Source organism: Rummeliibacillus sp. SL167 (assembly GCF_007896505.1).
GTDB lineage: Bacteria > Bacillota > Bacilli > Bacillales_A > Planococcaceae > Rummeliibacillus > Rummeliibacillus suwonensis.
The window spans coordinates 1,414,616-1,434,766 of record NZ_VCBM01000001.1; the positions used below are offsets into that span (position 1 = coordinate 1,414,616).

At 34.8% G+C, this 20,151-nt stretch carries 26 protein-coding genes; 12 read left to right on the top strand and 14 right to left on the bottom strand.

Translation table 11 applies throughout. The annotated features are described in order from the left end of the window. Window positions 1-235: 235 nt before the first annotated feature. Window positions 236-652, top strand: coding sequence for an Hsp20/alpha crystallin family protein (locus FEZ13_RS06345; protein ID WP_146551901.1), 417 nt, complete (start codon window positions 236-238; stop codon window positions 650-652). Between the two features lie 307 nt (window positions 653-959). Then, entirely contained in the window at window positions 960-1,382 is a 423-nt protein-coding gene (locus FEZ13_RS06350; protein ID WP_146551902.1) for an Hsp20/alpha crystallin family protein, read from the top strand. A gap of 311 nt (window positions 1,383-1,693) precedes the next feature. Here FEZ13_RS06350 and FEZ13_RS19430 read toward each other — a convergent pair whose 3' ends face one another. Further along, window positions 1,694-1,858 carry a hypothetical protein gene (locus FEZ13_RS19430; RefSeq protein ID WP_186725800.1) on the bottom strand — a complete coding sequence of 55 codons (165 nt, stop codon included), beginning with the start codon at window positions 1,856-1,858 and terminating at the stop codon, window positions 1,694-1,696. A 67-nt stretch (window positions 1,859-1,925) separates the two neighbouring features. Further along, on the bottom strand, window positions 1,926-2,765 hold the full coding sequence (locus FEZ13_RS06355; RefSeq protein WP_146549077.1) for a YitT family protein: 840 nt from the start codon (window positions 2,763-2,765) through the stop codon (window positions 1,926-1,928). Between the two features lie 293 nt (window positions 2,766-3,058). Between FEZ13_RS06355 and FEZ13_RS06360 the strand changes: the two genes are divergently transcribed. Next, window positions 3,059-4,075 (top strand): inorganic phosphate transporter, encoded by a 1,017-nt coding sequence (locus FEZ13_RS06360; protein ID WP_222433417.1) that lies wholly within the window; start codon window positions 3,059-3,061, stop codon window positions 4,073-4,075. Further along, window positions 4,075-4,698 carry a DUF47 domain-containing protein gene (locus FEZ13_RS06365; protein ID WP_146549079.1) on the top strand — a complete coding sequence of 208 codons (624 nt, stop codon included), beginning with the start codon at window positions 4,075-4,077 and terminating at the stop codon, window positions 4,696-4,698. The genes FEZ13_RS06360 and FEZ13_RS06365 overlap by 1 nt, the downstream gene beginning before the upstream one ends. Window positions 4,699-5,139: 441 nt before the next feature. Here the strand turns inward: FEZ13_RS06365 and FEZ13_RS06370 are convergent, their stop codons facing one another. Together FEZ13_RS06370 and FEZ13_RS06375 are read right to left on the bottom strand one after the other, a co-directional pair. Next, on the bottom strand, window positions 5,140-5,733 hold the full coding sequence (locus FEZ13_RS06370; RefSeq protein ID WP_146549080.1) for a YpjP family protein: 594 nt from the start codon (window positions 5,731-5,733) through the stop codon (window positions 5,140-5,142). 453 nt (window positions 5,734-6,186) lie between these two features. Continuing rightward, complete coding sequence (locus tag FEZ13_RS06375) at window positions 6,187-6,804, bottom strand: NAD(P)-dependent oxidoreductase (protein ID WP_146551903.1); 618 nt, start codon at window positions 6,802-6,804, stop codon at window positions 6,187-6,189. 395 nt (window positions 6,805-7,199) lie between these two features. On the opposite strand from FEZ13_RS06375, the gene FEZ13_RS19435 reads away from it, so the two are divergent. Together FEZ13_RS19435 and FEZ13_RS19975 are read left to right on the top strand one after the other, a co-directional pair. Beyond that, on the top strand, window positions 7,200-7,367 hold the full coding sequence (locus FEZ13_RS19435; RefSeq protein WP_186725801.1) for a hypothetical protein: 168 nt from the start codon (window positions 7,200-7,202) through the stop codon (window positions 7,365-7,367). Between the two features lie 183 nt (window positions 7,368-7,550). Continuing rightward, window positions 7,551-7,673: a hypothetical protein gene (locus FEZ13_RS19975; RefSeq protein WP_255473064.1), complete on the top strand. Its 123-nt coding sequence runs from the start codon at window positions 7,551-7,553 to the stop codon at window positions 7,671-7,673. 217 nt (window positions 7,674-7,890) lie between these two features. On the opposite strand, the gene FEZ13_RS06385 is transcribed toward FEZ13_RS19975, so the two are convergent. From FEZ13_RS06385 to FEZ13_RS06405, 5 genes are all read right to left on the bottom strand, one after another. Next, a complete protein-coding gene (locus tag FEZ13_RS06385; RefSeq protein WP_146551905.1) occupies window positions 7,891-8,676 on the bottom strand; it encodes a class I SAM-dependent methyltransferase in 786 nt (261 codons plus the stop codon). Then, window positions 8,664-9,101 carry a BrxA/BrxB family bacilliredoxin gene (locus FEZ13_RS06390; protein ID WP_146551906.1) on the bottom strand — a complete coding sequence of 146 codons (438 nt, stop codon included), beginning with the start codon at window positions 9,099-9,101 and terminating at the stop codon, window positions 8,664-8,666. The genes FEZ13_RS06385 and FEZ13_RS06390 overlap by 13 nt, the downstream gene beginning before the upstream one ends. Window positions 9,102-9,415: 314 nt before the next feature. Continuing rightward, window positions 9,416-9,601, bottom strand: coding sequence for a hypothetical protein (locus FEZ13_RS06395; RefSeq protein WP_146551907.1), 186 nt, complete (start codon window positions 9,599-9,601; stop codon window positions 9,416-9,418). A 180-nt stretch (window positions 9,602-9,781) separates the two neighbouring features. Continuing rightward, window positions 9,782-10,207, bottom strand: coding sequence for a DUF2785 domain-containing protein (locus FEZ13_RS06400; RefSeq protein ID WP_146551908.1), 426 nt, complete (start codon window positions 10,205-10,207; stop codon window positions 9,782-9,784). Continuing rightward, on the bottom strand, window positions 10,192-10,647 hold the full coding sequence (locus FEZ13_RS06405; protein ID WP_146551909.1) for a DUF2785 domain-containing protein: 456 nt from the start codon (window positions 10,645-10,647) through the stop codon (window positions 10,192-10,194). Before FEZ13_RS06405 ends, FEZ13_RS06400 begins: the two co-directional genes overlap by 16 nt. A gap of 249 nt (window positions 10,648-10,896) precedes the next feature. On the opposite strand from FEZ13_RS06405, the gene FEZ13_RS06410 reads away from it, so the two are divergent. Both FEZ13_RS06410 and FEZ13_RS06415 read left to right on the top strand, forming a co-directional pair. Next, window positions 10,897-11,379, top strand: coding sequence for a hypothetical protein (locus FEZ13_RS06410; protein ID WP_146549089.1), 483 nt, complete (start codon window positions 10,897-10,899; stop codon window positions 11,377-11,379). Window positions 11,380-12,305: 926 nt separating this feature from the next. After that, on the top strand, window positions 12,306-12,827 hold the full coding sequence (locus tag FEZ13_RS06415) for a cupin domain-containing protein (protein ID WP_146551910.1): 522 nt from the start codon (window positions 12,306-12,308) through the stop codon (window positions 12,825-12,827). Window positions 12,828-13,168: 341 nt separating this feature from the next. Here the strand turns inward: FEZ13_RS06415 and FEZ13_RS20310 are convergent, their stop codons facing one another. Next, the gene (locus tag FEZ13_RS20310) at window positions 13,169-13,990 is read right to left on the bottom strand and encodes a methyl-accepting chemotaxis protein (RefSeq protein WP_146551911.1); all 822 of its coding nucleotides are present in this window, start codon (window positions 13,988-13,990) and stop codon (window positions 13,169-13,171) included. A 490-nt stretch (window positions 13,991-14,480) separates the two neighbouring features. Then, on the bottom strand, window positions 14,481-15,068 hold the full coding sequence (locus FEZ13_RS06425) for a LysE family transporter (RefSeq protein ID WP_255473065.1): 588 nt from the start codon (window positions 15,066-15,068) through the stop codon (window positions 14,481-14,483). A 474-nt stretch (window positions 15,069-15,542) separates the two neighbouring features. Between FEZ13_RS06425 and FEZ13_RS06430 the strand changes: the two genes are divergently transcribed. Beyond that, window positions 15,543-15,800 (top strand): hypothetical protein, encoded by a 258-nt coding sequence (locus tag FEZ13_RS06430; RefSeq protein WP_146551912.1) that lies wholly within the window; start codon window positions 15,543-15,545, stop codon window positions 15,798-15,800. A gap of 161 nt (window positions 15,801-15,961) precedes the next feature. Next, complete coding sequence (locus tag FEZ13_RS06435; RefSeq protein ID WP_146551913.1) at window positions 15,962-16,735, top strand: alpha/beta fold hydrolase; 774 nt, start codon at window positions 15,962-15,964, stop codon at window positions 16,733-16,735. A gap of 802 nt (window positions 16,736-17,537) precedes the next feature. Here FEZ13_RS06435 and FEZ13_RS06440 read toward each other — a convergent pair. After that, on the bottom strand, window positions 17,538-18,299 hold the full coding sequence (locus FEZ13_RS06440) for an N-acetylmuramoyl-L-alanine amidase (RefSeq protein WP_146551914.1): 762 nt from the start codon (window positions 18,297-18,299) through the stop codon (window positions 17,538-17,540). Next, window positions 18,299-18,697: a phage holin family protein gene (locus tag FEZ13_RS06445; protein ID WP_186725802.1), complete on the bottom strand. Its 399-nt coding sequence runs from the start codon at window positions 18,695-18,697 to the stop codon at window positions 18,299-18,301. Before FEZ13_RS06445 ends, FEZ13_RS06440 begins: the two co-directional genes overlap by 1 nt. Before the next feature lie 171 nt (window positions 18,698-18,868). Between FEZ13_RS06445 and FEZ13_RS19440 the strand changes: the two genes are divergently transcribed. Next, the gene (locus FEZ13_RS19440; protein WP_186725803.1) at window positions 18,869-19,015 is read left to right on the top strand and encodes a hypothetical protein; all 147 of its coding nucleotides are present in this window, start codon (window positions 18,869-18,871) and stop codon (window positions 19,013-19,015) included. Between the two features lie 113 nt (window positions 19,016-19,128). Then, on the top strand, window positions 19,129-19,533 hold the full coding sequence (locus FEZ13_RS06450; protein ID WP_146551915.1) for a hypothetical protein: 405 nt from the start codon (window positions 19,129-19,131) through the stop codon (window positions 19,531-19,533). Window positions 19,534-19,597: 64 nt separating this feature from the next. Here the strand turns inward: FEZ13_RS06450 and FEZ13_RS19445 are convergent, their stop codons facing one another. Further along, window positions 19,598-19,738 (bottom strand): hypothetical protein, encoded by a 141-nt coding sequence (locus FEZ13_RS19445; protein ID WP_186725804.1) that lies wholly within the window; start codon window positions 19,736-19,738, stop codon window positions 19,598-19,600. Window positions 19,739-20,151 lie beyond the last annotated feature (413 nt).

Here is a 20,151-nt window from a genome sequence, read left to right on the forward strand (position 1 = left end):
ATCATAAAACGGATCATCTAGTTACTTTATGAAAAATTATTGTCATTGTTCATAGATTATCTGTTATCTTTATTGGGGCTATCTCCTGTTTACATGCTTATAAAAATTCTGAAAATTAAAACTTATTATCACTCACTTTACATGAGTGATAATAAGTGGTATTATAATAACTGTAAAGAGGATCAGTAAAGTGATTCCCTTCCGAAGAAAAAATAAAAAAAAGAGGTAATGTACTATGTCAAACTTATTTCCAACAAGTCGTAATTTCTTTTTCCCACAATTCTTCGATCAAGCATTTGATTCTTTCTTTACACCTATGAACCAACCAAGTGTAGACATTGAAGAAAAAGATCATTCTTATGAAGTGACCATGGATCTGCCTGGTATGAACAAAGAAGACATCAATGTCACTTACAACAACAATCTTTTAACTGTGGAAGCCAATCAAGACCAAGAAACAGAAAAGAAAGATGACAAAGCAAACTATATCCGCCGCGAACGTGTAAGTCGTTCTTTCAAACGTCAATTTGTTATCGATAATGTACAATTTGAAGGTATTGAATGCAAATATGAAAACGGCGTACTGAATATCGTTTTGCCAAAGAGCAATCAACAATTAGTTGAAAATAATCACAGAATTGAAATCCAATAACTTTTCCCGAATGTTTCCTCTTGCGTTTCATTTAGGAAAAGGAAAGCCGGATGTTGATGGCACATCCGGCTTTTTTTATGTTTTACTGATGATTGATAATACTTAAATATATCATAAAGCACAATGGAAATTTTCCCCTTTTAATAAAGACGGGAAGACTTACTACCTTACTTATTCATGCGGGGTAAACTCACTCACTCTAAAAAGCCATTACAATTCGTATAGTTTATCCCATTTTGCATATACTACAGATTGAGTGGAATTTTATAAGGTCCACCCAAAATTTATATAAAAAGAGGTATGTTCAATGTCCAATTTATTTCCATCAAATCGTGATTTCTTCTTTTCTCAGCCATCTGTATTTGATCGAGCATTTGACTCTTTCTTTCCCAAAATGAATCATCCTAGCTCTGACATTGTGGAAAAAGAAAATGGATACGAAGTGAAAATGGATATTCCAGGTATGAAAAAAGAGGATATTCATGTCACTTACAATAACAATGTTTTAACAGTGGAAGCTAGTCAGCGACAAGCGATGGAAGACAAGGATGAATCAACCAATTTTATCCATCGCGAACGTATGAGTCGCTCCTTTAGACGTCAATTTGTTCTCAATAATGTGCAAGCTGACATGATTCAATGCAAATATGAAGATGGTGTATTAGCCATCACATTACCGAAAAACCCTCAACAATCTACAGATGAAAACCACCGAATTCAAATTCAATAATATTATTTCAATCATTGAGAAGACAAAAAGAAATTGAGAAAAAATGGAATAAGGAAAGGGTGCGAAAACCTGCCAACAATGGTGGTTTTTCGCACCCTTAATTTTTGTAGGCGCAGAAAAATATAAACCTAGTAAATGGATAAAATGGCACGCGTGTTGATTTCACAAAAATTAGGAGTACCTGCTGGGTATAATTTTTGAAAAGCCCTGTATTTTTAGGAATATTTATATAGATCTTCGCTGCGGCTTGCTCGAGTCCTCGAAAATGCATGCGCATTTCCTTCGTGCGGTGTGGATTCGATGAAGCCAATTCAATGTCCCGCGGGAAAAGCGAATAGATGAGACCCCACAGCGTAGCGATTAGCGATTAAGGAGCGGAGTCTAAGGGCGCCACGTCCTGTGGCAACGACTCCGTGACCAACATCCTGTTGCCCCCAGCATTCGCCCGCAGGAAAGCGAGTAAGCCTTCGCTGCAATCAACGAATCTCCCTATTTTTATGGATTATATTAGATAATCAACATACCTGATAAAATGGATACCATTTATCTTGGTAATGAAAATCCTTTCCCAATAATATCGGATGCATTTAAAAAGATGACAAATGATTCGGTTGCTTGGCTTTGAATCAGCTCTTTTAAATAAACCGCCTCTGATTGCTCCACTACGCTAAATAGCAACGCTTTTTTATTGCGAGAGTAACCACCTTCCGACCAAACTTTTGTAAAGCCACGATCAATCTCATTTTTTATAAGATTCGTTACTTGCTCCTCTTGTTCCGTAATGATCAATACTAATTTTGAAGAAGAAGAATGTAATTGAACAAAATCGATCACCTTACTGCAAATATAGATTGTAATCATAGCATAAAGTGCTAGTTCCAAGTCAAAGATAAACATGGCAGCAACAACAATCATCGCGTCAATAATCATTTGTGCATAGCCGCTTGATAGTCCCGTATATTTTTTGATCAGCTGGCCAATAATGGTCGTGCCTCCAGTTGAACCATTTCCTCTAAATACAAGTCCTAGACCAACACCTGTCATAATCCCACCATAAATCGCCGCTAGCATCGGGTCTTGAACACCATAAGATAAATTAGACGTTACCCAAATAAAAAAAGGTAAAAGAATGGTACCAACCAACGTTTTGATACTAAAATCTCTACCTAGTAGAAAATACCCTAGGATAAAGACCGGGATATTAATACACCACTGCACAATAGCCGGTGTCCACTGGTATAAATCATACAATAGTGTACTAATCCCCACCACACCACCTGCAGCTAATCTGGCTGGCAATAAAAACACATTGTAAGATACGCTAACCAATAATGCGCCCAATGCAATCAAACTATATGAGCGTAGTTCTTTTGAAAAACTCATCGAAAATTCCCTTTCTTTTTTACTAAATCTTATTTAAACAGTTGTTATCGATTCATAAATCGATCCCCATATATCATATGACAATTCTTTTTATGATTCTACCAATCATTTCTCCTGTAACTTAACTGACAGGCCCAATTCTTTCACGTACAATTTTATCGGACCATCCAATCCAGCGTTTAGATAAAATAGACGAACTTTCTCCAATTATTTTTACTTTATGACAGCATGATTGTTATAATATTTACATAGTAGAAAAGGAGGAGAAAGTCATATTCACAGGAATCTATTTATTGTTAGCTATTGTCATAATCATTGCATTGATTTTTACGCTTACGAATGGATTACATGATGCAAGTTCAGTTGTTGCAACGATGATTGCTTGTAAAGCTGCTAGTCCAGTCCAAGCGATATTGATTGCTTCCATTTTTGGTCTACTAGGTGTCTTTTTTAGTGGAAATCAAGTTGCCGATACTGTATCAGCTATCATAAAAGTTTCTCCTAGCATTAATCTTATACATATATTAATCGCTTCACTTTTAGGTGCAGTAGTTTGGAACATCGTCACTTGGAGAATCGGCATTCCTTCCAGTTCAACACATGCTCTTGTTGGCGGCCTTATCGGAGCAGCTTGGATAGCAAATGGGCCCGATAGCATTTTATGGGGCGTATCTGAGCTATTTTCAGGTAATCATCAAGTGGTTGGGATCATGAAGGTTATCGTCTCACTTATTTTTTCACCAGTTCTAGGTTTCAGCATTGCATATGTGATTCAAAAAATTTCTATGTTGCTGTTAAGAAATGCTAAATTCAGCATTAATCATACCATCAATAAGTTGCAGTGGATTGTGGCGGCAGCACTCGCATTCAGCCACGGAGCCAATGATTCTCAGAAAATAACCGGACTGATTTCACTAGCACTAATATCTGCTGGTGTCGTGAATTCACACGCTGTTCCACCTTTTATAAAAATAGCCATTGGTTTGATCATGTTTCTCGGTACCGCATTAGGCGGATGGAAAATAATGAAAACAATAGGAAACAAAATATATGATCTCAGACCTATTCACAGTTTGAATTCCATGATATCTTCTGGGACCTCTATTCTGTTTGCTACCTTTACTGGTGCTCCAGTTTCCACAACACATGTAGTTGTAGGTGGGATTATGGGTGTAGGTTCAGCAGATGAATATCGAATGGTCAATTGGAACATAGGGAAGGAAATAGTGACTGCCTGGTTTATAACCATTCCATGTTCTGCTATAGCTTCTAGCATTATCTACTTTTTAATAAATGGGGTGATTTTCTAATGAAAGAGAATAATTTTTTTGATAAAATATTCCCTAAAAAATATAATTTCTATTCCTTGCTTTTAGCTCAAAGTAAAACAAATTATGAAGTCATTCATACTCTGGACAAGTGGATCAAGGATAGAGACGAGTCCGGTGCTAATGAGTTGTTTATTAAGAAAAAAGAGGCAGATAAAATACGGCTTCAGCTTGAGCATGATCTTATAGAAGCATTCGTCACTCCTTTTGACAGGCAAGATCTATACTCCATTTCTGTGGAAATGAACAAAATAAGTGACTGTTCTATATCCATCTTTAAAACCATTAAATCTTTAAACATCGAAGCAGATTCTACAATAATAGGAATGTCTAGCCTATTAAGCCAAGGAGCTATAGAACTTAATGAGGCCATTTTAATTTTAGAGAAAAATCCCGCTGAATCCCAAAGTAGAATTGAAGAAATTAGAATCGCACAAAAATCAATGGAAGATATCTATATTTCAGGTTTATCAGAACTTTTCATAAATAAAGATTCAATTACCATTTTAAAATATAGAGAAGTATATAATGTTTTAAAAGAAGCGGCCATATTACTTGGAGATACAGTAGATATATACCACAGAATTTGTGTTAGAGTGATTTAAAATATCAGGTGTGTTGATGGTCCATTTTCTTCACAAAAAAGAGTATATTCGCTGATTTCCGCTACGGCTTATACGCTTTTCTCGTGATTTATTCTCTCTTCTCATGGGTGGATTTGCTCTTTTCGAGGGTTTATTTGCTCTTTCTGAGGATTTATTCGCTCCCTCGGAAGGGTTATTCGCTCTCTCAGGAGTTTTATTTGCCCTTTTCGAGAGGTTATTCGCTCTCTCAGGATTTATTTGCTCTTTCGGAAGGGTTATTCGCTCTTTCCGAGACTTTATTTGCTCTCTGCGGGACATTGACTTAACTTTCTGAATCAACACGCCTGTTAAAATATTGATGATCCTTTATGCTACTCCTGCACGAATATCAGCTAAACAATATGTACTTTTGTTATTTTGTTTTACTCCTCACAAAAAAAGCTTACCTATGGGCAAGCTTTTTTATGACAACCATTTAGGCGGAGTATTTTTCGACCAATAGATTTCTCCTAAATCATAGTGTGAAGCGAATTGGTCTGTATATGTGTGATAATGGAAATTATAATAATATCCGTCGAATGGTCGATTTTCTGTACGTACATGAAAACGGATCACATCTTTGCCAGTGGATGCATTGTAGATATGAAACATTTTTTCTGAGTAGTTACCACTTGGTTTTTCAGTGATTGCTAAATTTTTCATTTCTTCTTGATTGACATTGTCTAAAGTCATGTGAATAACTTCTTCGATTTTTGGAAAGATAATATTGTCAAATTCGTTACTAATCTTTGGGCCAATTTTACTGCCGAATTTCACGTAGGCTTGTTCTTTCGCTTGCGCTAAAACGGCTTCAGATACTGCTTCAGCATCCTCTGCTTCATGAACTTGAACTGTATCTATGTAATTTTCAGTTGCTGTCGACTGCTTGGAAAGTTGAGTTCTATGGTTATTATTGTGTTCTAATAAGTTTTCCCATATAGCATGACTTGGTGTGATGAGTCCAAGTGTCAAAACGGCGACTGTTGAAACTAATAGTTTTTGAAGCCAATTTTTCATAACCATCTCACCTACTTTTGAACATTTTTTTACATCTCTTATATACTAGATACGAAATTTGTAAGTAAAGGTTTCATCTTTAGGTAAATCATTGTACAATAATGTAGAAGTAATTTGTTCGTTTTTGTACAAGAAGGAGGGCAACTTTAATGTCAATTGCAATCGGTATTGGATTTTTACTGCTATTATTCTATTTAATGTCTCTTTGTATTACAGACTAAAACAATCCATTATATGATGGCAAGAGCTATGGGAACTTCTCTCATAGTTCTTCTTTTTTTCTGCAATTAATGGCCAGTAAAATCAATTACTTCAAGACTCCAGTAAAAAAGCAGCAGATAAGTAAGGAATCCATTCCCGGTAGATTCAAGCTCATCCCTTATAAGAGATGAAGAAAATCTTCACAAGATGGAGTTTCACTTTATCAACTCGTGATAATAATAGCTGACAGTCTTAGTTCGCAATACTAATAGATTGGTGAATATATTTTGGATCTAGCAATGTTTTCATAATAAAATTTGCAACATCCGCCCTCGCTATACTTTTCCCCCTTTCAGGGATCCCCTCTACTGCCTCTCGATAGTTTCCAATCGGTGCATCATCGGTCAACCCCATTGGTCTAATGATTGTATAGTCCAGATTATAATGGACAATTGTGTCAACAGCATGTCGATGATCCATTAATGGATATTTCAATGTTTTCATCATCATCTTACCAGAAATCCCTGGAATCTCTCCATCAATACCAGCAGAAGCTACATAAATGATTCGTTTTATCTGATGTTTTTGCATTCCAAACGCAATATTTTCCACCATTCTCCCTAACTCCGTTGATTTCTTCAGTCCTTTGCTAGAAGCTAGGCAAGAGATAACAGCGTGCTGTCCTTTAATCGCAGCAGCCACATCATCTGCCTGTAAAGCATTGCCATGATAAATATGTAAAAATGGGTGTGAAATTTGTAGTTTTGAAGGCGTACGGACAAATGCTGTAACTTTCATCCCTTGTTGAAGGGCTAATTTCACTACATGTTGTCCAACTCCACCAGATGCTCCAAAAACAACAAGCCTCATTTGATCAACTCCTTTTCATTTATCCCGCTTTAACGGGCAGTAAGACCCCACCTCAAGATTTAGAGAGAAACGAGAAAGATAGATGGGGGGAACAACTGCCCGTAAAAGTCCGATTGGTTCAACTAACCATCAGTGGGGATGAAGAAAACCCCCACTGATGGAGTTTCACTTTATCCCGCTTTAACGGGCAGTAAGACCCCCAAGATTTAGAAAGAAACGAGAAGGATAGATGGGGGGAACAACTGCCCGTAAAAGTCCGATTGGTTCAACTAACCATCAGTGGGGGATGAAGAAAACCCCCACTGATGGAGTTTCACTTTATCCCGCTTTAACGGGCAGTAAGACCCCCAAGATTTTGAGAGAAACGAGAAAGATAGATGGGGGGCAACTGCCGCATGCGTCCAATTGGTTCGGGCGGGCAGGATGTTGGTCACTCAGGTGTTGCCACAGGACGTGGCGTTCTTAACCTGAGTTCCTCTATTCCAGTGGGGATGAAGAAAACCCCCACTGATGGAGTTTCACTTTATCCCGCTTTAACGGGCAGTAAGACCCCCAAGATTTAGAGAGAAACGAGAAGGATAGATGGGGGAACAACTGCCCGTAAAAGTCCGATTGGTTCAACTAACCATCAGTGGGGATGAAGAAAACCCCCACTGATGGAGTTTCACTTTATCCCGCTTTAACGGGCAGTAAGACCCCCAAGATTTAGAGAGAAACGAGAAAGATAGATGGAGGGCAACTGCCGCATGCGTCCAATTGGTTCGGGCGGGCAGGATGCTGCCGCAGGACGTGGCGCTTTTCACTTTCGTTCCTCTAGCCCAGTGGGGATGAAGAAAACCCCTACTGATGGAAGCTTCACTCTATTATAGCGAAAAGAAGAAGTTATTTTCATGCATAGAAAGATTTACTTATGCAAAAATTTTTACCACCATATGTCGTCCAAAGAAAACTTATGAATATGCCAATTCGGACTTTAACCTTGGCAAAACAAATATGATTGATCAGCAATATTTGAAGAATAGTAAAAATACCGCCATTCGTAAAACAAAAAAGACCTGCGACAAAAATCCGATCGCAAGTCTTCAGTCATTCAATAACACCATAATGAAACTTAGCATTTAAACGAATATCACGTTTAAAATGATAATGCTCAAATAGAGAGGAACGAAAATGTGCTTTTAAAACTACTCGCCTTTTTGCTACCCGTTTTGCTTCTGCGACCCATTCATCTGTCAATTGTTCATGCAAGCCTGCAAACCTTAAAGGTGCAAAGTTCGTTGACTCTTCGATCGTTTCCTCAAACATAGGATCCATATATACCACATCAAATGATTGATCCGGCTGTTTTTTCAGATAATCAATCGCAATAGCGGGAACAACGATAATTCTTTGCATGCATTTGAGCAATGGTAATTCTGTAATATCGTAATTTTGCATGCCTTCACGAACAATAAATGCTATATTAGGATTGCCTTCACACCCAACAACTTTTCCAGTTTCTCCAACAGCAAAAGCGGCTAACATGCTATCTGAACCAATGCCTAGTGTACAGTCGAGTACCGAATCACCTTTTTTCAGATTCATAGCATTTAAAAAGGGATCGTGTCCCCCTCTTGCAACTCGCTTCAAACGAAATGCCGCAGAACTTGGATGAAAGAAAAATGGCTTTTCTATTCCGTATGGATAATATTCATACCGATTTTTACCTGCCACAATAACGTTTGACTTTTCAAACTGCGCTATCTTTTTGACAGATCTTTTGCGTCTTTCTACAAAAGGAACATGTAGTGACTGGCAAGCCTTTTCAGCTAATTGTTGTGAAGTGGGATCAGGACGCCCAGCCGTTGTAACAAGCGTTTTTAATCGGCACATACTTGGTCAAGAACACCTGCTAAATGATCACGAACTTGTTCCATCGCAAAGCCTTCGATTTGTTCACGTGGAATAAAATAGGCTAAATTGCCATCTTTCCAAATCGCTATAGATGGTGAACTTGCTGGTATCTCTTCAAAAAAGCTACGCATTTGCGCAGTTGCTTCACGGTCCTGCCCTGCAAAAACAGTAACCAAATGATCTGGTTTATGTTCTGCCTGTTCAATAGCTTCTATTACGGCTGGACGAGCAAGACCAGCTGCACAGCCACAGATGGAGTTAATCACGATAAGCGAAGTCCCTTTTGATTCTTGCATATGATCAGCCACTTCATCCACTGTTTTCAATTCTGTAAAACCAGCATGAACTAATTCCTCACGCATTGGTTTGACAACACCCTTTATATACTCTTCGTATGCATTCATGGTTTCAGCCTCTTTCAAATTTGTTTAAAATCCTTGATACATAAGGTTTTCACTATTTCCATTGTAGCGAGTATTTCAAAGAATTTCATCTTTTTTCTCTCTAATTGTGAGATTTTGGTGATTTCCATGTAGGATTTTTTATTCATAAATATTGTAATGGTGCGTTTATATGCAATATATATTTGACTAAGCAATGAAATATGTGAATTTTTTCAGTCATTTATATTACAAATTATAAATTTCCCATATAGTAGTTTAAAAACAATTGTGGAAAACACTTGCCACTTTTCACGTAATAAAAAGTATATAAACGATCATCTATCATCATCTAAATCATTATCAAAAAAAGATTTTTTCTTTTCTTCTATAATTCCAATCCTTTTCTTCATTGTCTGACCAATTATTGAACTATTAATCCCTTTTCTAACAGCTGATTCTATCACTATATAAAGAATAAATAAGCTAAATAGATAAATCACTATAGAGATAAAAGTATTCATAACGATTCCCCCCATTTACTTTTTCTCTATATTCTACCATAGGATAATCTTATGACAGCTTGAGCTAATTTGCCTGTATTTCGTTAATTGGAAAATAAAAATGTAGCCATAAACTATTATCGTTCTTTATGAAACATAAAAAAACGCCTACTATCAGGTGTTATTAAGATATGATTTTCATTAGTTATATAAGGAAATTGAAGATAGGCACTCTTTAAGACTGTTTTGAAGAGGAATTAAGTTACTATTAGATTGAACTTTAATGTAAAAACTTTTTAAAAATGTCTTACAGTTAAAATATAAGAACCAATACTTTTCTGCTTCAATCTGTTCTTTTTGACTTTTTAGTTTTGTCGGTACATTTTGAATCAATGTTTCTATTTCTTCTTGTTCCAATCCTCTATTTAGCATTTCCATTATAGGTATTAAAATCCTTTCATCTTCATCGTGAGCATAAACACTTGTAGACACAAATATCTTATTCCATAACGTTTTTAGAATATCTAAATAGAACTCCTGATTTATTTTTGGATTTTTTACAAGTTCATCAAAAGCATCAGCAACATGAGCTATACTGTGAGCCCATCCTTTTACAGCGATATATATCCTCTTAAATCATTTTCTAAGCTAATATAATCGATTAATTTATCCTTTATTTTATATACCATACTTTGGGAGAGAAAATTATCTTCATTATCCCTGTATAAGATAAGTGCTATTAAAAGAGAAGTAAAGGATCTTGTAAAAACTGTATTAGTCTCAGTTCCTCCAATTCCTTTAAATAACAAGTCGCTCAAACCTAAATCTAATAATTCAATTAATAGCGTATGCTCAAGTAGATTTTTTTCTATAATCAATTGATAAAAAGAGCCATAAATCAATTGGTCTCTAAGTTCACTATCAATTGAACCGATATGTTTAATCATAGATTTAACTATAAAAGCCTTATTTTCCTCATTCCAAATCTTTTTCTTGTGCTGGATCTCCTTTAAAATCTTTTTTAATTCGTTTTCCTTTAAAAGAACTGTATTAGTTAGTAAATTCATTATTGATCCCCCTACAGTTTTCTATAATAATATCATAATTTTTGGGGAGGACGTTGGATCTACGTCAAGTATCTGGACACACAAAAGTTTATTTTTTGGTGTCCATACATCTATACTACTTTCATACAAAACACTTTCTTTTTACAGTTAAATGTAAATATATTATAAATTTTAAAAAAATACTTAATTTGAAAATAATTACATGTTATAATTTTTATGTATTAAAATATTAAGAAAAGAGGTTATAATATGAAAGCACAAAAAATTTTAACATGTACACTTTTTTCTTCAGTTCTTTTGGGCTCAACAATTTTTACTGTTTCTACAAATGCCAGCGCTTCTTCAAATACTAGTGCATCTGAAAATACCCAAGTAAGCCAATTTGTGAAACCTAGTGAATTAGAAAAAGTTATACAAGAAGAAAACTTATCTGTAGAAGAATTAATTGCGTATGGTAACTATGTGAAAGCAGAATCTTCACAAGGCAACTCTCTGTATTGGAAAGGAGCAGCTGTAAAAAAAGCTGTTAAATTTATGGTTGATCATTCTAATATTATTCCTTCAAAAACTGTTCGAAATGCAGTGGATAAATATGGTTCTAAAATTATTAATGCGATCGATACAGCAGAAACATATACATGGTACGGAATAGCAAATGCATTAAGTAAAGCAGGTATACCTGATAAGTATGCTGATCTGATTGCCGATTTTATTGTTACATTCTTATTATGAGACTATGATTAAAAAATTTTACTCTCTACTAATCACTCTTCTTATTTTTGGAACTATATTATTCCCTATCCTGATTATAGATATTCTTATCATTTATTTTACAAAAAATTATTATTCTAAGTTAATATATTTAGTATTATTTCTTTTAATTTTTTATATACTTGATTTGCTATTAGGTATATTTATAGACAATATATTAAAGATTAGTAATGATTTTAACTTATTCAAAGTTAATCATTTATTTTCTGGAATTTTTGACTTTTTAGGAAGCTCTATTATTATCATCTATCTCGATTCCTTTTTTAATTCAATCAATTTGTCTATTAGCATTAAATTATTGATTGCTGGATTACACACATTACTATTCTATCTAATCAATAGATTTCATGATGAAAATGATCAAAATGATATTCATATTGAATCTTCTGAGATCATTAAGTCTATTGAAAAGGAAGTAAATTGCATTTTAAAAAAGGAAGATGAAGATATGTTAACTTGTATAAAATTAATGAGAGAGAAATACCCAGATGTTCCCCTAAAAAATATTATAAAGATCGTCCGTAGAACAAATAATATCAATCATTAATTTTATACAAAATCAAGCCCTCTTCCAAACAACAGAGGGCTTTAAATTGTTTTCATTCAATCTTTTAACCAACAAAATTACTCGTACAATTTTCAATAACCTCTCTAATAAAAGAATTACTAACCATTGAAAATTTTTTGAATGTGCTAATGAAGAGCTTTCGTCTCCAATTTTTCATTTCAGTTGTGTATTCTTCATACCCTTTCCTCCTTGTCATGAAATAAGGATTGATCTCTTACGGGTAGTATCATAAAAATAAATCACACACCAAATGAATAGCCTATTCATACAATACATACGGAGTTCGTTCTTATAAAAACTAAAAGAGGTGATGAGAATTATGAGTGAAAGTGTAGATTATGCCTCTCCATCCGCTCAGTTTACTTTTGATGTCAATAAAAGCCCTTTATTTATCAAAAATAGCCAAAATTACATTAACGTATTAGGGATCAATCAGTTGAATACATTAGACAATGTATCTCTACTCGATATTTTTCTTAGTCGAAGTAACATCGTAGAGCCCCACTATCATCAAAACGCATCTGAACTTGTCTATTGTATTTCAGGTGCTGCTGTTGTATCCATGCTAAATCCATTTACAAATCAAATTCACAATTATTATATTACACCAGGCCAGGTGACAAATATCCCACAAGGCTGGTGGCATTATGAAGTAGCGGCAGTTGATCATACACATCTTCTGGCCATTTTTAATGCTCCTACCCCGCAAGTCATCTTAGGTTCTAACATTTTGAAATTTACCCCTTCCAATATCATGTCCCATACTTATGGCTTCAATGAAAATCAGTGGAAACAACTAACTGCATCCATTAAACCGAACACCTATATAGGCCCCCAATAAAAAGTAGTAGATGGTACGATTTCGTTCAACCATTCTAAAAAAGAAACCGTAGTCAATTGGTTTAACTACGGTTTTATGATTTCTTATGACAAGCAACAAATTCTACCATCTCTATCTTTTAACTCACTTAATAAAATACAGATATTTAAACTTGAAAGTTCTTTTCAATGATATTGTTCGTTTATTTTTCGCTTATTGTATCTATTTCTTTACCAACAATAACGTTTCCCTACAATCAGAACAGAAAAAGGCCAGGAAAACATGAATCTTATATTTTCATATTCTCAGAAGTCAAAATATGATCGTATATTACATGATTAAGATGCAACCTATAAATATGGTTAAAACATTTCTTTAGTAAAAGCATACAAGTTTGAAGTGATATTATTAAGACTCTCTATGATCTCACTAAAATCTTGAGCAAGTTTTGCTTCTTCAGTAGAGGCAATCGTTATTTGCTTCATATTTTCCTGTAAATTTCCGATATTATTTTTTACATTATCAAGAGAGGTTTCTATTTCTTTTGCTGAATCTGCTGTTTGATTCGACATTTTCCGCACTTCTTTTGCAACAATATTAAATCCAGCACCATGCTGACCTGCACGTGCTGCTTCAATTGAAGCATTTAATCCAAGTAAGTTTGTTTGTCTAGAAATAGATTTAATAAGTTGCGTAATTTCATTTGTTTTCTCGGAATCTTCTAACGCTTTTTGAGATTGAACATGAATTTCCTCACTCGTTGCAGCTAACTCCTCCGAATGAGATGCAATGACATGAGATTTATCCTGTAAATTCATCACAATTTGTCGAACAGTATCAATATATCCCTCTAGTTTTTTTTCTTTATCTAAAGGTTTCCCAAATGCTAAAACGCCCACTAATTTATCTTTTTCATAAACAGGAAAAGCATATGCATTGATAGGCATACCGTATACACTTTCATCTAAATAAATATCAGAATTTTTCCCATTCAGGGCGGTTTGAAGATTTTCATCATCTTTTAAAACTTTTGCCCCTACTTTATAACCAATTTCTAAATTTTCTCCTGGTAAATATTTTTTTATCGTTTCGTTTTCTTTTTCAACAACAACTACTACAGCCTCTTTTTTTAATGCTAAATGTATATAATCAGCCGACATCGTTAAAGCTTCAATAATATTCAAAACAACAACCTCCACAGTTTAATAGTCAATTATGCTTTTTAGTAATTATTACCCATTATAGCAAAAAGTAATCTGCAAATATAATATTCTCATTAAAATTTAATAAAAAATTTTTTCTTGATGAAAGCATATGGAAATGGCAATCATATAGTCTTAGGCATCTACTTTCTTACTTCATTGAAAAAGGATTCATTTTCCTTTTATTTAATTTCAAATGATAAATGACCCAGAAGAACCCTTAAAGCTTCGATTTTCAATCAATCGAATTTTTTATAGAGCATCATAAAGACCTATATTTATATAAAAATCCAACAGTAAGCCTACTTGACCGTTCTTTTTGTTTTCCCATTATTAGGTATAAAGTGTGTATTCATAAAATTTTTAATCCATCCATTATCATTTTCCAATTACACGGAATTGTCTCCTTCTTCAAGAAGATCCATTACAAAACAACATCTTTCTGTTTAATGAGGAACTTTTCCACACAAAACTAGATGAACATCTTAATCCCAAAAAAGATTAGGGTCATCCCTATTACATAATCAATATATTGTAATTGGTGTAGATCAACGAGTCGATTTAGATATTTTCCTGATAAACTGGTGAATCCTAAAAATAAGAAAGTTGCAGTTATACAACCGAACGCATATAGTACAGTTGGAATGAAACCAACAAGTTTATGCGAAGCTATTAACGAACCGAACGTCCCGGACCAAAAGACGATCGTTAATGGATTGATCAACGTTATTTTGATGCCATAACTAAAACTATTGCCTTCAAATGTTATTGACTTGTTAGTCTTTTTGCGGGCATTTCTTATAAAAGTTACTCCAAAATAAATAAGTATGACCATACCTAGGAAACTGATCGTGTTTTTTATGTGAGGAATTTGTAGCAGAGCGGATACGGAAGTGAACGATAAACAAATATAAAAAGCGTCTACTAATGCAACGGCGCAAGTCATTTTAAGTCCTTCCATGAATCCTTTATTGATTGATAAATGCAATACTGTAAAAAATACTGGACCGACAGACAATTGAAGTATCAATCCTAGTATTAACCCCGATATATATTCCATCTCATTTCTCCTCTACATTTCTGCCTTTATAATTTGACACTTTGACAATATTCTTTTTCTTGGCTTTCTTAATAAGGCTGAGACCATCCTCATAAAGTGAAGCTTCCATCAGTGGGGGTTTTTCTTCATCCCCCACTGATGGTTAGCTAAACCAATCAGGCTTTTACGGGCAGTTGTCCCCCCACCTGTCTTTCTCGCTTCTCTCTAAACCTTGTGGTGGGGGTCTTACTGCCCGTTAACGCGGGATAAATTTTAATCATTGATTTTCGTCCATTATACTTTTATCTATCGGACGTATATTTGCAAGCTTTTACTTTTTCGTAATATGTACATTCCGATTGTGCCTAACCCCTATTTAAAAATGCTTAAAAAGAATCGCTTTGGGACAAGTTTCAAAATGATCAGCCAAGAATAAAATATTTATCATATGAGTTGAATTTTACGATCTTTTATTTGAAAGTGAGGAGAGATAAAATGAAAAATAATCAATCTTCTCAAAAACCCGAATTACCCGAAAATTATGCAGCAAAATTGGCTGTCATCGCGGGAGCCATAACCACACTTGGCGACGGACTTGCAACTATTGCGGCCGCGATCGCTTTACAAGAAGCAGAAAATAGTGATTCTAAAACGTCACAAAATAATACAAATCATTCTAGACAACTTGATCAAATTCAAAGACAATTGGATCAATTGTCTCGTAGAATGGATAAGATTGAGCGCAGAAAATAGGAACTCTTCAGTTACGAGATATGAATTATTTCTAAATAGTTTTATCTTGTGGCTTCGTTAAATATTCAATTTGAATAATAAATAACTCAATCAATTTTTAAAAATTCCAATTCCTGTGATAGAATTTGAACATAATCCTACATAGGAAGGGACGTTTTTTCATGAAAGAGTATTTTGTCAAAAAAGCGAATGCTATTCTTCGTTATCATGATTTTCTTGGTCAAGAAATACCTATTCTATTTATCCATGGGCTTGGATGCGCTGGCTCATTTGATTATCCGCTTGTAGCAGCACAAGAAGCCCTAAAAAAACACCGTTGTATTTTAGTTGATCTTTTAGGTTCCGGGTATAGTGACAAACCAGATGATTTTACTTATACAGTTAATGATCATGCAGAATATCTTGCGGATTTTGTTACTTCCATTGGATTGCAATCTTTTGTCTTATTTGGTCATAGTCTAGGAGGAGCCATAGCACTGTCTTTAGCCACTAAATGCCGTACTCAAATCGATAGAATGATCTTGAGTGAAGCCAATTTAGATAAAAGTAGTATAGGCTCAACCAGCAAGTATATTGCGGATTTTGATATGCAGGATTTTCAACAGAATGGTTTTAGTAAATTGGTACAAGAAAGCCGAACAAACGGAAACCAAATGTGGGCAGCAGCCTTATCATCATGGTCGCCTACAGCAGCTTATCTCATTTCTAAATCAGCGGCAGAAGGAGAAGAACCATCATGGAGAGAACTATTATACTCGCTTGATTGTCCTAAAACCTTCATCTTTGGAGAGAATTCATTACCCGATCCTGATCTGCAGGTACTTAGTACTCACAATATTCATATTGAAGTTGTAAAAAATGCGGGACACTCTATGGCTTGGGAAAACCCTCAAGGATTGGCTTGGGCAATCGAACAAGGCATCCAAGCAAGATAAATTTTCATGAGTCATGGCTTCTAGCTACACATGAAAAAGATGATTACACAGGAAATATACATATTAGTTTAGAAAAGTTTTTTAGACCTAACATTCAAATCAGCTTTAAGGAACGTTTTTCCTTAAAACCTATTGATGATAAGGCGAACATTCATACAGTGGGTAGTTTTCTTTATCCCACTGTATGTTAGTTGACCAAGCTAGCGTTTACAAACAGTCGCTCCTACACCTATCCCCTTGTTGATTACTTAAATCCTAAAGCGTATGAACAACTACCTTGTTCATACGGGATCAATTGCGTCCTAGTGTCATTACGTCCAGATTTTTCGAGGTTGCTTGAAAAATTGCCCTGATTTAGCGAAAGTTTGTACATCCCATTTCGCCTCCTATAGAAGAGGTGAGTGTCTTCTGTACCTGTCACGACTCTTTCGGTACATAAAATATTGGCTCCTGTCGCTATAGCTTTCGTCGCATAAAACATTGCTGAATCAAGATAAAAATTCATGTTTTCAAGCTTTTGAGCAATTCTATAATTTCTCTTCTCAACTTTTGTAAATTGTCGCTAAGCATTTGCAATTCTATTCATTGTTCTTATTTCTCGTTAGCTAAATTGCTTTTGTCCCAGTCCCATGCCTTTTCATTCTCTTATTATTTAGGTAAAAACTATTTATAAATATCCATCGACCTTTTAAACCATGCATCCCATCTCTGCTTTTTCTGTGTAAAAATCTTTGCTGTGTACAAATTGAGAGCAATTGCTTATGAAAGTTTACTTACACCTTGAATAATTCTCTCTACCCATTTATACTTTTTGGACAAATTCTTTTTTGGCAGTGATATATAGACCCGATTTCGTTTTTAAACGATACACATTGCCATAACGAACGACACCTACGATCGTATAAACTGTATTTTTAGGACACAGTTCTACTCGATTCTTTTTGTCAAATTTCAAAGAATTATAGGCCCAGCAGTTCTTTTTGATTTTATATTTGCCTGTTCCACTTTGATAATAGTTACTAATTGTCACTTTTTTTGTATAATCCAGTTCTTCTGCAATCACTTTAGCGATAGCTTGGCATAGCTTTTCAAAGTTTTCACGATAGGCAGCCGCATCCTTCTTACTTGTCACAAAACATACCTCTAATAAAATGGCTGGTTTTATCGTATTTTTGAGGAAATACAGCTCTTTACGTTCTTTTGCCCCTCGATTCGTAATACCCAGTGCCGTTGCCATAGCCTTTGCCATTGCAGCTGATAGCGACTTCGCATCATAGTATAAGCATTCAGAGCCAGTCGCACTTGCAGAGGCACTATTAAAATGAACACTAATATCCAATAAGCGTGATTTATTGTTGTGATAATTAACAATTGTTTCCAAATTTTTATTTTGCGTCGTCGATGTAGTATCGTGGAATTTATAACCCTTTCCATTGTACTGAGTGGTCAAAATCGTATATACGCGATCGACCACTTTCTTTGCTTCGTTATGTTCGTTTAATATGCCAATAGCACCCGGGACCTTTTCTCCATGACCTGAACTGATTACGAATTGTTTTACCATTATTTTTTGTCTCCTTTCATGATTTCTAATGCTTTTTTGATAGGTTCTGGTACATTAATGCCTAATTTAATGCTGTTTTCACCTAAAGATGTGATTTCATTGATGATGAATAAAATAACTACTCCATCTGGAATGATTTGTGATAAATCGAATCCTTGTTGAGCTAATATCCTATAAAGAAGATTTGCAACAACAATCCACACCCACATCACACATTTTTTTATAATACCTTTTAATCCTCGTTTACTTGAAAGATTCCCCCAATTTGCTGCTATGCCTGTCAAATAATCAAATATATTTAAGATTAATAAGGTGGTTAATAATATACTCCACCCCCCTAAAAAATAAGAAACCATCGCTCCTACTACTAAGATTACTGTCTTTATAGCATGCTCCATTTTCCAACACCTCATATTTGTCTGCATATAGTGGGATTTTAATTAGACGAGTTGTTGTAATATACTCAATTTTTACTTAAAAATAAACGGCTTTTGCCTTTATTTTCTATTTAAATAAAATAAATTCAACATAAGAGGTCTTATTCAAAAAGAAAAGTGAGGGATTAGCTGATGTTGTTTTGGATTATATTAGTTTGGACATGCATATATATTAAATGGATTGATGTTGTGACAGGATTTGTATTAGAAAAAATCTTACCAAGTGTGTTGATTAAGAAAAATGATGATGAATATAATCGTGAAAAGCTCCTATTTTAACTTCGTTTTTATGGATTGTAGTGGAGATATCAGTTGATTATCTATCTTTTCATGAATAAAACTGGATAGTCAGCACACCTGAATTTTTACATAAGAAATGGAGGGATTTTAATTTGAAAAGACCAATTGGGGTAACTCTCATTAGTTACTTATCTATTTTTGGAATAGCTGCTTTAATCTCCACAACATTTTTCTTTAACCAAATTGCCAATAAATTTGGATTTGCAGAAAAGTTGGGATTATCTGATTTTCCTGAAGAACTATTTCGAGTTCTCCTAGCAATCGTGACATTAATCGTTATTTATGGATATATGAACTTAAAGCCATGGGGTTTTTGGCTGATGGTTTCCTATTGCATTAGTTTAGGCACCATTAGTTATCTTATAATTCTTTCTAATAACAAAAGGTTGTTTATCGGAAATTTCGTCTGGTCATCTATTGTCTTCATCTACTCCATAGCGATTCATAAATCCTTCTTTAACGAGAAACACACTCAGAAAATAAAATTTGTGAAATAGCTGCTTTTTCTTTACTTTAAAAATTCACCTGATTCAAGATATGTTTTGATAAAGTGAAACTCCATCAGTGTAGGGTTTTCTTCATCCCCACTGGAATAGAGGAACTCAGGTTAAAAGCGCCGCGTCCTGTGGCAACCCCTGAGGGACCAACATTCTGCCCGCCCGAACCAATCGGGCGTAGGCGTATGCGGCAGTTGATCCCCATCTATCTTTCTCGTTTCTCTCTAAACCTTGAGATGGGGATCTACTACCCGTTAATGCGGAATAAAAAAATTTCTTGTCCTGCTAATAAATTATAAATTTGTTCTGCTTGTTTGTTCGTATAGTCAAACAAGTCCAATTGACGATTCAAAGTTCCTCACCAATAATAATTTTTTCATGATGGGCTTTCTTAGAATGACCTGCGCTCCGTCAGTGTGTTCTCTATAGAATTATTAAGATAGAAGATTATTGTTAAATTTTCATATATGAATCAATTTCATAAATCATTTTCTTCTTAAAAAATACGAACATTTGATAATAACTAATTTTGATAGTTGTGGAGAGGAGGACGGCGACTCCTCGAAAATGCATGCATTTTCTTCGTGCGGTGTTAGTTCAGGAAGTTTATTCAAAGTC